This is a genomic window from Nitrosospira sp. TNL200 (assembly GCF_055386305.1).
This window is the reverse complement of record NZ_AP041003.1, coordinates 278226-291893: the sequence shown is the minus strand read 5'-3', so window position 1 is coordinate 291893 and position 13668 is coordinate 278226. Positions and strand designations below refer to the sequence as shown.

At 52.5% G+C, this 13668-nt stretch carries 13 protein-coding genes; all 13 read right to left on the bottom strand.

Annotation, left to right across the window (positions count from 1 at the left end; genetic code table 11):
* Positions 1-171: 171 nt before the first annotated feature.
* Positions 172-1062 (bottom strand): hypothetical protein, encoded by an 891-nt coding sequence (locus ACZ5CE_RS01375; RefSeq protein WP_464575971.1) that lies wholly within the window; start codon positions 1060-1062, stop codon positions 172-174.
* 31 nt (positions 1063-1093) lie between these two features.
* The gene (locus ACZ5CE_RS01370) at positions 1094-1885 is read right to left on the bottom strand and encodes a Gfo/Idh/MocA family protein (RefSeq protein ID WP_464575970.1); all 792 of its coding nucleotides are present in this window, start codon (positions 1883-1885) and stop codon (positions 1094-1096) included.
* 39 nt (positions 1886-1924) lie between these two features.
* Positions 1925-2197, bottom strand: coding sequence for a Gfo/Idh/MocA family protein (locus ACZ5CE_RS01365; RefSeq protein WP_464575969.1), 273 nt, complete (start codon positions 2195-2197; stop codon positions 1925-1927).
* Positions 2198-2218: 21 nt separating this feature from the next.
* Positions 2219-3241: a DUF354 domain-containing protein gene (locus tag ACZ5CE_RS01360; protein WP_464575968.1), complete on the bottom strand. Its 1023-nt coding sequence runs from the start codon at positions 3239-3241 to the stop codon at positions 2219-2221.
* Between the two features lie 27 nt (positions 3242-3268).
* The gene (locus ACZ5CE_RS01355) at positions 3269-4645 is read right to left on the bottom strand and encodes an endo-1,4-beta-xylanase (RefSeq protein WP_464575967.1); all 1377 of its coding nucleotides are present in this window, start codon (positions 4643-4645) and stop codon (positions 3269-3271) included.
* A complete protein-coding gene (locus ACZ5CE_RS01350; protein ID WP_464575966.1) occupies positions 4642-5508 on the bottom strand; it encodes a glycosyltransferase family 2 protein in 867 nt (288 codons plus the stop codon). The genes ACZ5CE_RS01355 and ACZ5CE_RS01350 overlap by 4 nt, the downstream gene beginning before the upstream one ends.
* A complete protein-coding gene (locus ACZ5CE_RS01345; RefSeq protein ID WP_464575965.1) occupies positions 5496-6836 on the bottom strand; it encodes an O-antigen ligase family protein in 1341 nt (446 codons plus the stop codon). The genes ACZ5CE_RS01350 and ACZ5CE_RS01345 overlap by 13 nt, the downstream gene beginning before the upstream one ends.
* A 207-nt stretch (positions 6837-7043) precedes the next feature.
* Positions 7044-8270, bottom strand: coding sequence for a glycosyltransferase family 4 protein (locus tag ACZ5CE_RS01340; protein WP_464575964.1), 1227 nt, complete (start codon positions 8268-8270; stop codon positions 7044-7046).
* Complete coding sequence (locus ACZ5CE_RS01335; RefSeq protein ID WP_464577365.1) at positions 8267-9862, bottom strand: oligosaccharide flippase family protein; 1596 nt, start codon at positions 9860-9862, stop codon at positions 8267-8269. Before ACZ5CE_RS01335 ends, ACZ5CE_RS01340 begins: the two co-directional genes overlap by 4 nt.
* Positions 9825-10829, bottom strand: coding sequence for a GDP-L-fucose synthase family protein (locus ACZ5CE_RS01330; protein ID WP_464575963.1), 1005 nt, complete (start codon positions 10827-10829; stop codon positions 9825-9827). The genes ACZ5CE_RS01335 and ACZ5CE_RS01330 overlap by 38 nt, the downstream gene beginning before the upstream one ends.
* A gap of 225 nt (positions 10830-11054) precedes the next feature.
* Entirely contained in the window at positions 11055-11780 is a 726-nt protein-coding gene (locus ACZ5CE_RS01325; protein WP_464575962.1) for an FkbM family methyltransferase, read from the bottom strand.
* A gap of 105 nt (positions 11781-11885) precedes the next feature.
* Positions 11886-12971 carry a GDP-mannose 4,6-dehydratase gene (gene gmd / locus ACZ5CE_RS01320; protein WP_464575961.1) on the bottom strand — a complete coding sequence of 362 codons (1086 nt, stop codon included), beginning with the start codon at positions 12969-12971 and terminating at the stop codon, positions 11886-11888.
* 4 nt (positions 12972-12975) lie between these two features.
* Entirely contained in the window at positions 12976-13662 is a 687-nt protein-coding gene (gene epsI, locus ACZ5CE_RS01315; protein WP_464575960.1) for an exosortase-associated protein EpsI, B-type, read from the bottom strand.
* Between the last annotated feature and the right edge of the window lie 6 nt (positions 13663-13668).

The window sequence follows — 13668 nt, the reverse complement described above, 5'->3', positions numbered from 1 at the left end:
CTTCAGGAGTCACTCAAAGCTCTACCAGACGATCAAGATGATGAGCTAATTCGTTTTGTCAGCCAAGTGATGTGATGAACCAGAGGCCGCATCACTTCCTGGCGCTATAAATCCACTGTAGACCAGATGAACGGCCTCACTTGTTTGTCATTCAGCGGCCTGGCTTTCGAGCTACGAAAGTACCGCTTGAGAATGCGAATTATTATACCACAATTCATCCACGAGCGAGCGCGTATTCCGTATATTTGACTTGCTCGATGCTCCAAAAACTATTGCCTCGATATTGGGCTGCTCGCATACCCAAGCGATTGCCTCTCTCGCGGGAATGGCTCCCGATGCAAATACCGACATGGCAATGGCACGGAATTTTCTTTCGCGAAGCGCACGTTCGTACGCGTCGAACCCGCCGCACATGCGAAAACCAATTTTATTGATATTCGAGCAGACGATCGGATTCGTCAAACCGACTTCCTCGAGCGCGTCGAGCAATGCTGGCAGGTTCATTGTGATAAACCCTGGCTCGGCGTTATAGCGTGTCTTCACATGAGCTGAAAAGATGCGGAATGCTTCCTTGAAGCCTAAACCGAGCAGCAGGTCGACGACGACATTCTGCAGGAAAATGACTGGCGTGTTGAGACCTGAGAACATTTTCATTTCGGAATCGATCAGCAACGTGGTAATACCTTCAATATCTTTCTTCGCGAACGACATGCCGCCCCGCATCGCGGCGTTGAGAAAACCTTCCGCCGGCAAAAAACGTTTGAGCGCGCCCAGCATGCCTTCCTCGGTCACGGCGTTTGCATACTTATGCGCGTATGGCATGGAAGGCATAAACGAAAAATCGCCATAGCGATCCGGATGTGCCCGCATGTGATCGCATATCAGGGTCATGCGGTCATGAGTGGTGCACATGAAAGATCTTATTCCTTCATCATAAGCATCGTCGAGCACGTCGATGATGCTCTGAATTTCCTGAAACCTGATGGATTGATCCCGTGCCTTGTCTTCAGACATATGGTTGACGCCGAAAAACTGATTATCACCGAACAATAAACGGTCCATGAAAAACTACTCCATCTTGATCGAGGAATTATTACTGCGCTGTTTTGCGGCTGGGGAAAAAGAACCCGCGTTTCTTTGAAGGAATTTCCGGGATTACCTCACCGGGTCGGGATGTCCTTGTGGTTGCATCCGCTATTATCAGCGACATGATGTTATCGGTGATTACTGCACTCTTGAACGAGTTTACATTGTCTGCGGCGCGGTTCTCGGCGATGCACCGCACGAAATAGTCGAGCTGCGCGGAATACTCCTCTCCGCGAAGATAGAACCACACCGGTTCGGTCAGCTCCGTTGTATAGCGGACATTCCACCCCTGATGATAATTTGGAGGGAATTGCGCCGCATCGCGTAAATAGGTCCGGCATTCCTGCCTATCCGCGTAAATTCTACCCTGTGTCCCCCAAATGTTGATTTTGGTCGTCATCTTCCGGACTGATTCATCGCTCCAGTTCACCGATAACTGGGCGCTTTTGCCGTCTTCATAATACAGGGTAGTGAAAACCTCATCATCCGTATCCTTCGAGAAAACCGGGTTCAACACGGAGCCGCCCACCCCATGAGGCGACCCGAAATACCAGTTCGCCAGGTCGAGCGGATGTGCGCCATAGTCATACAGGCATCCTCCTCCGGTGTGGCGCTGAGTCCGCCAGGTCGTCCCCTTGGTCTTCAGCACGACCGGACCATACGCTTCGGCCAGGATGTGCGTTACCTTTCCAATAGCGCCCAGGTCGAGCAAACGCTTTACCTCCCCGAATGCGCCAACGAAGCGGTTGTGGTAGCCCACCTGATTGACCAGCGCCTTGCCATTCGCCAGATCCGCCAATTCGCGGCCCTCTTCGATATCGAGACAAAAGGGCTTTTCTCAAAATACATGGAGGTTTTTTTGCAATGCCGCCCTGACCATTCCTGCGTGCATGCTCGAGGGCGTGGCGATGATGACGGCATCGAGTTCGACTTCTCGCAGCATGGCATCGAAATCGCTGTAGGTGGTAACCCCGGTATATTTTTTCAGCACATCCAGCACATACCCCGTGGAGTCGCATATTGCCTGAATCTTTACCAGAGGGTGCGTGGCGATAATCGCATAATGAGACAGGCCCATCTTTCCGAGACCAACGACAGCAAGGCGAATCATGGTTCAGCTTCCTAAAGTAGATTATGAGTTGAGAATTTCATCCCTGACCATCTGGTAGGCGACCCTGCCTTTTTCAAGCAGGGCCCGGTTCGGCGGACGTTGCTGCGCCACGTCCAGATATCTTAACGCCTCGATCGATGTCAATTCGGGCTTATGCTCGAATGCGCCCACTGCAAGCAGATAGCGGTCGACATCCAGAAGCTCGTCCTGGTAAACGGAGATGGTTGGTATGCCCAGCACCGCCATCTCTCTTGTCATCGTACCCCCCGCTCCGATAAACAGGTCGCAGTCCTGCGCGATATCGGCAATGTCCAGTGCCGTGGTAACGACCCGGACACCTGAAAACCTGGGGTCCAGATAATGCACGCCTTGCTTCTCGCCTCGTGGCAAGAGAATGATATCGACATGGTCTTTCATTCCCAAAACCAGATCGTCAAGAAAGTTACGGCTTCCTTTGTAGTATTGAGCGGTCCAGGGCTCGGGGCGAATATAAACAATCCTCCCGGATTTTTTCACTGTCATTGTCGCGCGCCCAGATGACAGCCGTTCGTCGAGCTCCCACAAATAAATTCCTTCCTTGACGCCTGGATAATGGATCACTTTCTTCGGGTTTGCCCATTGCCTTCTCAGTTTTTCCATACCCAGAAATTCCGGCACCATGATGGTGTGGGCACATATGAATGCCGGCACGTTGCCAACTGCATGCTCATTGTCGTTCATATAAATGGAACGTACGCGCAGCAGGCGCGAAACCGCCGGGGAGTGAAATGAACTCTGGGAAATGGAAATATCGATCTCTCGCTCTTCGAGAAATTTCTTCAGCTGTAAAACACGTATAGGAAACCCCAGCAGCTTGGCCGAAAGGCTGCCCCCATAATGGATTCCCACGACCTCATGCTTGAATCCGTGGAGTTCCAGCAGGGAAATGGTGTTGGCCAAAGGACGCGACGTAATGATCACCTCATGTTCGCGCTCCAGTTCACGTATCATCGTGGCGAACATGTTGATGTGAGGTGAATTCGTCAATTCAAACCAGATCTTCAATTCAGAAGGCTTCCGTTCGTTACAGCGCTATTGATAGATAAGAACAGGTTCCGGGCCTATAGTCGTCCTTGAAGAATCTCCCAGGGAATCTTCCCCGTCACCCAGCAGCCTCTGAACATGTCCCGTACTCAAAAGCGAAGACAGATCTGCAACCAGTTCCTGATCCGTCGCCCATGCGAGCCATCCGCTTCGTCCGCCCTTCAACTGGATATTGCAGATGACAAGCTTGCCGCGCTGGGATTCGCAGGGACCTACAACCGAACCCAGCAGCCAGTTCCGGGTCTGCTGATATGCTCGAGTCATCGGTGTTGCGACACTTCCGCGCACTGCTGCGATTCCCATCGTCGGATGCGGAGGCTCGCCATCCCAATTGAACAGATAGAAACGTCTCAGACCGTCCGAGGCGCCGAGAATCAGCGCCCTGGAAACATAGGCTGCTCCCAGGCGATCCGGCAAAACATCTTCAAAAGAACCCTTTCTTACGCCGGGACCAATCGAAAGATCGTCTCTCGCGAAAGTAAATCCTGATTCTGTATTGAATATGGGAAGCCGATCCAGCTGATAAGTCGTCAGAATACTTCTCAGCTTCCGGGTGATGTCAGGAATTTTTTCGGGAACATCGACATAGTAGTGAAAACTCGCAATATCGATATATTTACCTCCTCCCGCCTTGAAGAAAAAGGCCAGGCGCCGCAATCCCAGATCAGCGGAAACAAATGATGGCGACACCACCCGGGCAGCGGGATCTTCCTCTGCAAGGACTTCCTTTGCTGCTTTGGCCAGTTCGACCAGGGCGGCCACCGTGCCACTGTAATAGCCGATCTTGGCATTGGGAGGAGCCTTCTCCAGTTCATAAAATCTCGGCTCGTTCCAGACCTCATAAAACTTGATTTTGCCTTTATAACGGCGCGCGACGGTACGCACGTAATTTTTCCAGTCCTCTATCGATGCCGGCTCGGCAGCACAACCTTTGCACTCTTCGTCCGGCCGGGCGGAGGCCCATTGGGGGGTGCGCCCCAGCGTAAACAACAGCTCGATATTGTTACGCCCCGCTTCATCCACATACCGGTCCAGCCGCTGGAAATTCCATTGTCCTTTTTGCGGCTCCAGGTCATTCCACTGCACATAGGCCCCAAATAACCGCCAGCTGCCAAAGGGCACGAAAGGCCAGGAGGACGCCCCCGCCTTATAAGGCACATCCATATGATGAATATGCAGTCCGAAGTATGTGGGCGGGACCCCCGCTTTCGGATCTTCTCCCGCGAGCGGAGCGAAGGATGCCGAGGTCGACGTGCCGACAGGAGCTGTCACCTTGACGGCTGATTGCGCTATGGCGGCAGAAATAGAAACACAGAAGAAAACACCCGCTAGAACAGATGATTGAATCCATTGCCGAGGCTTCATGATTCCTTCCTCCTTGAGATTGTTGCGGAGCTAACAAGCGTGTAGAGATATGGCCAGGCCCAGTACAAAAACCACAGGGGCCCGCAATGACGCCGGGTGAATACCGCCCAGGGTCCGGGAGGGCGCCCCTTCGGTCCGCAAACCAGCGACCACCTTTTTCCCAACGTCAAATTACTATCGCGAAACGTTCCTTCGTTATTATTTCGACTGCAAAACCCATGACGGCCGCTGGCCGCAAAAATCCTGAAACCCTCCTTCCTTACCCTGAAGCCATAATCGAAATCGCCCAGACCGTGAATGAAGCTGGCTTCCAGGTTTCCCACCTTCAAATAAACCTCGCGGGGCACGAGTACGATATTTCCGTTCATGGTTTCGCACTCCGCATCGCCATTCAGGGGTTCGACAACGCGTGGAGTCGTCTTCTTCCACCACACGGGGAATCGGACCCCCCCATAGGTAACCAAACCAGTCGAACCATCGTGAGTCGTCCCTGAGATGACGACAGCATCACCTGTTTTTTGTGTGCACCGGGACTCGGCATCCAGCAATTCCCGGATCGCCGATCGCGTGACGAATGTGTCATCGTTAAGCCACAACACATAGTCAACCCGGTCGGCGTATGCAGCCGCCAGGGAGGACCGCATACCCCCATTCCAGTAAAGACTGCCGCTGCCATGAAGCACCCGGACAGAAGGGAAAGCTTTGCTCAATGCCTCGGTGGTTCCATCGGAGCTGCCATCATCGGTTACATACGCGCATAATTGCACCGAGGCCGGCAAGTCCGAATCGAAAATATGAGAGAGGGCCTCCAACGTCTTGTCGCGACGGTTGAAGCATGTCATCACAACGCCTAGGGACGGCATGAGGCAAACTCCTCCGAAGAATATTTACCCCTATTCTGTACCTGAACCCTGGAAGTCGCTGCCGCCATTGCCAGGCCGAAGAGCAGGCCCTGCTCGAGCCGCGCACCATATGCCAGAAAAAACACCAGCTGCATCACCAGCGAAACCAGAAGGAACAACCGTACACCGAACTCCGGGTTCCCACTTCTTTTGATTTTTGATAATGCATGATAAAGACCCATGCCGGTCGCCGCCACCAGGGAGAGAAAAAGCCCCAGTCCTACCATCCCGGTTCGCAGCAACATCTGGACATAGAAGTTATGAGGCGTATATTCAGCCGAATACGAAGCGCCGAACTCCGCGATCTTGCGATAATAACCACTGCCAAAAGGTTGCCCCAGGGCGTATGTCAGGATGTTTCCATCGGCCCACCATTCACTGAGTAGCGCCTGCCAGCCAAGGTAACGGTCCGCAAACGAGCTATGATGTGCTGTCACCTCGGTGAAAGAGGCTTCCAGTGATTCAATAAAAGAATCCAGGAAACCCAGCAGAGCCATGGGAACCAGTACGGTGAAGCCGATGAATGCGGAAACAAGGAGAATTTGAGCCAAGCCGGCACGTTGCCTGCTATCGAACAAGGCAAGCAAGCCCATGCCGGCCGCCATGCTGACCCATACGGATCGATGCATCAACCCGAAAGCCATGACGAGGCAAATACCCGACAGGACGATCGCCCAACGCCGCCAGAAAGAGGCCAATTCACGCACTACGATTCCTGCCTTGACAGCCTTCTGTTTAACAGGCGCCATGTTTCCCCAATCCGAGGCCCCGATGATGAGCAGCAGCAAGCCAGCCTGGGCTATGAAATAGCTCTGCGCGGCATTCAGCACCCGGAATTCCCGGCCAGCGCCCACTACACGCCAGGATTCCGCAATTGCGAGACCCGCTGCGCCTGCCGCCCACCGACAAAATGCAAGAAGGATGAGTATCATCCCCCCCCAGAGCAGGTACGAAGCCAGGCGGGTAAAATTGACCTGCTCGAAGTTGAAGGAGGACGCATAGAGTGCAAGCGCCATGAAATGGAAGAAAAATCTGAAATCAGGTGCTGCCGCCATGCCGTATTGCTTGAACCCAAGGCTCAACGGCACACTCATCAGCACGAGTAACGAAATCAGCAGCCACTGCGGAACCCCTATGCTTTTCTGCCCGAAAACAAGCCGGGTCAGGCCAGCAAAAAAAAGTGTTATGGATATAGGGTCAAATACTTGAATATTTTTACCCATGTGCAGTATTGGAAGTCCAACCGCGATGGCATCCAGGCAGAATAAAAAGACAATGATCGCGAGCATCGCCTCAAAGGACTTGCACGCCCAAAAAAACGAGAGTAATAAAATAATGGCAAGGAGAATAACGACGCCCATCGCAATGGAAGAAAAAAAGAGCATTCTTTCAACCGCCCCTGGTTATCGTCCGGGCGCCAGTAACAGTGTCAATTGGCCACCGCACTGGAAACCATGTCCGGAAAGTGCTGTAGATAGTAGAATTTCGGCAACTATTCACGCCAGTACACTCCGGTAAACACCCAGATACTGCTCCGCAGTCGCGTAGGGATCAGCCAGTTGCCAAGCCCGGTTTCGAGCTGCTTCGCACTGAATGCTGATCTCTTCTGGATGCTCGAAAATCCGCTTGATCGCTCTATAAATAGCTTTTGCATCTTTGACATCGACAAGCTGACCGGCATGCCCCCGGTCCAGCAACCAGGGTACTCCCCCCGACCGTCTTCCCGCAATGATGGGAATACCTATTGCCATGGCTTCCGCAATAGCCATTGGAAACGCCTCGGTAAGGGAAGGGTGCAAAAGCAGGGAAGCCGACTGCATCTCCTGTAACAAATCGCGATGTTCGATTCGGCCTCTGAGCTTGATTCCTTCCAGCGGCAGATTCGCCGCGCGCAGCAGCCTTTCCGCCTTTCCCCCCGGTCCGAAATCGGGACCGTACAATCTCAATTCGCATGTACGGGAAAGCGTTTTTTCCAACTCCAGAAATGCGAGGATAGCGGGCAGCGGATTTTTAAAGCGATTCCAATGCCCCATCACCATGGCGATCACAAATGGGGGCAAATCCTTCTCCATGCTTGGATTTTTTGATCCTCCGCATTTTTTCAGCGTCCGCAGCCAGGCCGGCAGTGGATTAGCTACGATGGTAATAGGCCGGGAAACGAGATCCGCCATGCTTTCGGCAGCGTAGCCCGAAACTGCGGTAATAGGGATGCCACTTTTCAATACCTGCCGGGCCATCATGTAGCGCCCCACGGTATAGGGAGTGGGAGTAAAACGCATGATTTCACCGGGGATATCGTGTGCCGTTGCAATCGCCGGCAAGCCGGAGCGGATTGCCACCATCGCATATTCGTAGATCCAGTGGGCATGGAGGATATCCACTCTCTCGCTTGCAACCGCTTCAGCGAGCCTCCTTCGCTCCAGGCGAAAAAAATCCCAAACCCGGCCAATGCGGCCGTGCCTCGGTAACGTGCCATTGGGACGAGAGGGACACAGCCATAGGCGAAACCCCGGCCCATCCACGTGCCGCGGCCGGCTATCGAGGTCGAGAGTACGTTCGGAGGTAAAAGCCACCACCTCATGCCCCAATTCCAGGAATGCGGTAATCAAGGTCCCCATGAACGGCGCTCCAGGCGTTCCCAGGGGCGGAGATGCCGTGTCCGATAGATCGAGAAGATGCCGTACATCGGCGGTGGCAATGGGGCCGAGAATACCGATCCTCATATTTTCGGCCTGTCCGCGTGCCAGTCGCCGCCAGCAGCAATCGACTCTATCCTCGATGTAAAAGCCTTTGGCAGTGAACTGGAAAATCGCCATAAAACCTTTGCAAGCACCGGGGCCAGCACCCATCTGGGAACAAACCAGAACAAAACGAGAAACAGCAGGCATTCGATTCCTACAGCAAGACCCATCTTGCCTATCGGGTGATGAGCTTCCGCAAGCAGTAAAGCAGCGGCGCTACTCCCCCCGGCAATGCAACTCAGCACAAGAGGGCCGCGGAAGCAAACCATCATCTCGACGGGCCGCAGTTGCAGCAAGCGGGCAACGCTAAACGCCAGCAGACATGCTCTCGCGAGATACACCGCAAAGACAACCCATGCCAGCTGGACTGCAGAAGTCAGATCCAGCGCTAACACCGCTCCTACGAAACACAACAACACCAGCCATTGAAGCAGAGATTCGGTGCCTACACGGTTTACTCCCCACAGGAGAGGTCCGGATACCGCGGTAATCGCATGCAGAGGCATGGCCAGGGCAAGCGGCTGCATGATCGCGATAGCTTCTCTCCACTCCTCGCCATATAAAGTAAGTATCAGAGGCTCTGCGACTATTGCGGTGGTAGCAAATACTGGCAGGGTGACCGTTGCGACAAGCGACAGGCTGGCGAGGTAAGCCGTGCGCAAAGCATGCTGGTCATTTTGCACTGCCGCGCTGGTGGGAAAAAGCACGGCCTGCAGCGTCGTAACCAGATGATTGGTCGGGTAGCGGACAAGGTTGTAGCTTACAGCATAAAGGCCCAGTGAGCGGGCGCCGAAAAACCGCGCCACAAGAAGATTGTCCAGATTCTCGATCAACCAGTTGGCAATATTGGCAGCAAGAGCGCGAATGCCGAACCACGACAGGCGATTTTTGCTCGCGGGCCAGCCTAAAGTCAGCTTATGCCTGACTTTGACAAACATCAGAATCCATGAAATCAGAACCTGGACAAACCATGCCATAAGCATTGCCCAGGCTGTATGCAGCATCGCAGCAAGTGCAAAACCGACGAAAATCTGGCCGATGACCATACCTGTGACCTGTGCAAATTGAATACGCTTGAAGTCGAGTGATTTTCTCAGCAATGCCAGAGAAACGGATGCGACTGTCTGAATGAAGAGTGGAGCAGCCGCAAAACGCAGGTAGGATGCGGCTTCAGCGTTACCCAGCAGAAGCGCCAGCGGTTCAGAGAACGCTATCAGCAAGCCGGAACCAAGCAAGCCGCTAGCGAAAAGAGAGGTCCAAACCCGCTGGACATCAGAGCCATTCAGGGAGGGGTTTTGAATCAGAGCTGAACTCAACCCCATCTCCGCGACAACGTAGCCTACACCGACCACCATGAAACACAGGGCGAAATAGCCAAATTCCGCCGGGCCAAGCAATCTCGCCAGGACAATTTGCGCAATCAACTGAATTATGATACGGAGCGCTACTCCGAGGTAATTCCATTTGGCGGCATTTAACGCTAACCGGGCTATCGCGCCGCGCGATACCGCGGCCTGATGATCACCGCAGGCAGGATCAAGCGACGATTTGTTGGGCACGTAGGAAGTCTGCATATGCACGGCCTATTCCTTCATCGAGGGGGGTTCGACTGGACCAGCCAATACGTTTCAATCGGGAAACATCCATCAGCTTTCTCGGCGTTCCGTCCGGCTTGCTCGTGTCAAAAACAATCTCCCCATTGAAACCAACCACTTTCCTCACCAGCTCAGCCAGGGCCTTGATGGCAATGTCATTGCCGGCGCCGATATTTACCAGCGGTGGTTCGAATCTACCCGTTTCGGTTTCATCGCTGCCCAGAAGACTGATATATTCATCATCCGGAAGCATCATCAGGAAGACGCATGCGTCGGCCATGTCATCACTATAAAGAAATTCTCTCTTTGGACTTCCCGTGCCCCACACAACCACTTCCCTTTTACCTGCCTGTTTCGCCTCATGGAATTTACGGATCAGCGCAGGAATGACGTGGCTATTGTTCAAATCGTAATTATCTCCAGGACCATACAGGTTGGTCGGCATCGCAGCGAGAAACTGCGTTCCATACTGCCGGTTGTAGCTCCAGCACATTTCAATGCCAGCAATTTTGGCCAAAGCATAGGGTCGATTCGTAGGTTCCAATGGACCTGTCAGGAGATATTCTTCCTTCATCGGCTGCGGTGCCAGCTTGGGATAAATACAACTGGAGCCAAGAAACATGAGTCGTTTTGCCTGGTTCTTGTAGGCAGCATGAATGACATTGCTCTGGATGACGAGATTTTCATGGATAAATAATGCCGGGTAGCGGTTGTTGGCAAGAATCCCGCCAACCCGGGCAGCCGCGAGGAAGATATACTCGGGCCGTTCGCGTGCGAAAAATGCTTCCGTGGCAACCTGGTCCGTCAAGTCCAGTTGGGCATGGGTTCGTGCAAGAATATTGTCGTAACCCTTCTTCTGAAGGTTACGAACAATTGCAGAACCAACCAGTCCGCGATGACCCGCAACATAGATTTTCATACTTGAGTCGAACGTTGTGTTATTCATGATAGATGCATGGAAAACCCGTGCTTCTCCTGGTTCATCCCTTTTGGTGATTGCGGGGTCTTCAGCCGCCATTTCATCCGCCAGATCTTCAAGCCGATCTTTGGCTCACATCCCGGTTGCCCCTGGTCTTTGGTCAGAAACTTCGAAACTGTTCTATATTATGGCTGGCTTAGGAATGACATATTGATGTAAGACTATATGCCCTGAGGAATTGGGGTGCCTTTATCAAATCATACGATGATAAATGCCATCGACCTGCAGCAAATGTCCGGATCGCTGGTCCACAAACCCCTGTTCGAGAGAAACAAGCTTGAATCCTTTCCCCGTTAAAAGACCGTGCAAATCATCGAAAAGTACCTGTCCGTCATAGAGCGGTATAAGAGACATTTCAAGCTGGATCATGCGTATGCGCTCAAGCGATTTTTCCGCTCCTTCTATCACCTTATGCTCAAACCCTTGCGTATCGACCTTGAGGTAGACGTTATTCTGGACGGAGCAATAATTGTCTATTATTGAATCCAGCGTCTTGACATCAGTTGTTTCACTCCCTATATAAGATGAACTGGGCGCCGAGTCTATGTGCGACGACAGCATGCCGAGTAACGAACTGCTGTGGGAATTTCCCGCAATATTGATATTTGCTGTTCCATTCTTATCTCCCAAAGCAAAGTTATTCACCTCCCATTTGGGATCGTGCGCGGCATTTTTCTTAAGCAACTCAAATGCTGCGCTTTGCGGTTCAAAAGATATGATGTTTCCGGAAAATCTCATATCTCTTCTCAGTTCTTGTCCATATTGACCGATATTGGCTCCGATATCCAGAACGGTATCGATAGCATATTGCTCCATTAATCTTTTTCTTCTGGCAAGAGGATGAGTCAGGGGCTGAAAACGTAAGACATCATATCCTGTCCTCCTGAGTAAGCTCCGAAGTACTCGTTTTAATCTCATTGCCCGTTCCTTGACTTAGTCATTTTTTTTGAAACTTCCAAACCATCGCAGACCGTCCATTCCGCAGCGACCTGCAATGTATCTTTGCGGCCCACAAGCTGCTCTCTATTCGTGGTAATCGTATGCCGCGAACCCGTGTTTCTTTACCAGCTCATCCCTCTCGGCGCTTTTGAGATCTTCGCGCACCATCTCGACAACCAATTCATCAAATGCCGTCTTCGGCTTCCATCCGAGTTTCTCCATGGCCTTTGATGGATCGCCAAGCAGCGAATCGACCTCGGTCGGGCGGAAATAGCGTGGATCGACCCTGACGATGACCTTATGGTGTTGATCTGTTCCCGTTTCCTCTACGCCTCGGCCATTCCAGGTGATATGAATGCCAAGCTCCCGCGCGGCGGCATTGACGAAATCCCGGACCTTGCGCTGTACTCCGGTGGCGATGACAAAATCCTCGGGCTTTTCCTGCTGCAATATGAGCCACTGGGCCTCTACGTAATCCCTTGCATGACCCCAATCGCGCAATGCATCCAGATTCCCCAGGTACAGGCACTCCTGCAAACCAAGCTTGATACGGGCCAATGCTCGGGTGATCTTGCGAGTGACAAAGGTTTCCCCACGGATGGGACTCTCATGATTGAACAAAATACCATTGCATGCATATAAGCCATAGGCCTCACGGTAATTGACCGTGATCCAGTAGCCGTACAGCTTGGCCACGGCATAGGGGCTGCGTGGATAGAAAGGCGTTGTCTCCTTCTGAGGCGTCTCCTGAACATAGCCGTAAAGCTCTGAAGTGCTGGCCTGATAAAAACGGACGCTGTTTTTCAATCCCAAAATACGGATGGCTTCCAGAATGCGAAGAGTGCCGATGCCATCAGCATTGGCAGTATATTCCGGAGTTTCAAAACTGACCGCGACATGGCTCATGGCAGCAAGGTTATAGATTTCGCCGGGCTGCACCTGCTGTATGATGCGGATCAAATTGGTCGAATCGGTCAGGTCGCCATAGTGCAGAACAAAATTTCGTTCCGAAACGTGCGGATCCTGATAAAGATGATCAATCCGGTCGGTATTGAAAAGCGAGGAACGACGCTTGACGCCGTGGACTATATAACCCTTATTGAGCAGGAATTCAGCCAGATAAGCGCCATCCTGACCTGTAATGCCAGTAAGAAGTGCAATTTTTTTCATGCGTTCAATCGAGTGGAAGGTTGCCGTTCAACTTTTTTCGATATTCCGGCTTTAGGGCATGCAGCATTTGCTCTGCGAATTGAGCCTGTACTTCGTACGCATTCGCAGCTCCCGGATCGATGGACGAGATGCGGATCAGCATTCCATCAGGAATTTTTCCGCTAAGACCATAGCTCAGCTCGGCGAGCTTTTTCTGGATGCCGCCCTGAAATACCTGATCTCCGATAGTAGTCCAGTAGGTGACCGGCTCGTTGCGCGCCCCCAGACTGGTCAGGATCCGTGTAACCGGAATTGAGCCATTGCTCGTCGGAAGCGTGCCTTTCTCTTTTGCCTGCAGGGCAAATCCTTGAGCAGGATAACAAATCTCCGGATAGTGCATCTGCATGGCGTCCCTTTGATTGTCACCGTAAGCTATCGCCAGCATTATTCGATAGCCGCTGGCGTTCGAATAAGTACGATTGAGCGTCTGTGTATAGATCTTTTCTATAAGCTCCTGCTGCTGCGGGTCAACCATCTGCAATGAAGGAGTAGCGTCTTGACGCCAGTCCCCAAATTTCGCAGGAATTATTGCTTCCAGGTCTATTGCCTGGTTTTGGGCCGCCATCTTTTCAGTGGGACGAAGAGCAAGCGCCAGGCCGGAAGCGGCTAACATCAGTATCAGGAGTATGAAATTCTTGAGCCACAAACTCATGGGATC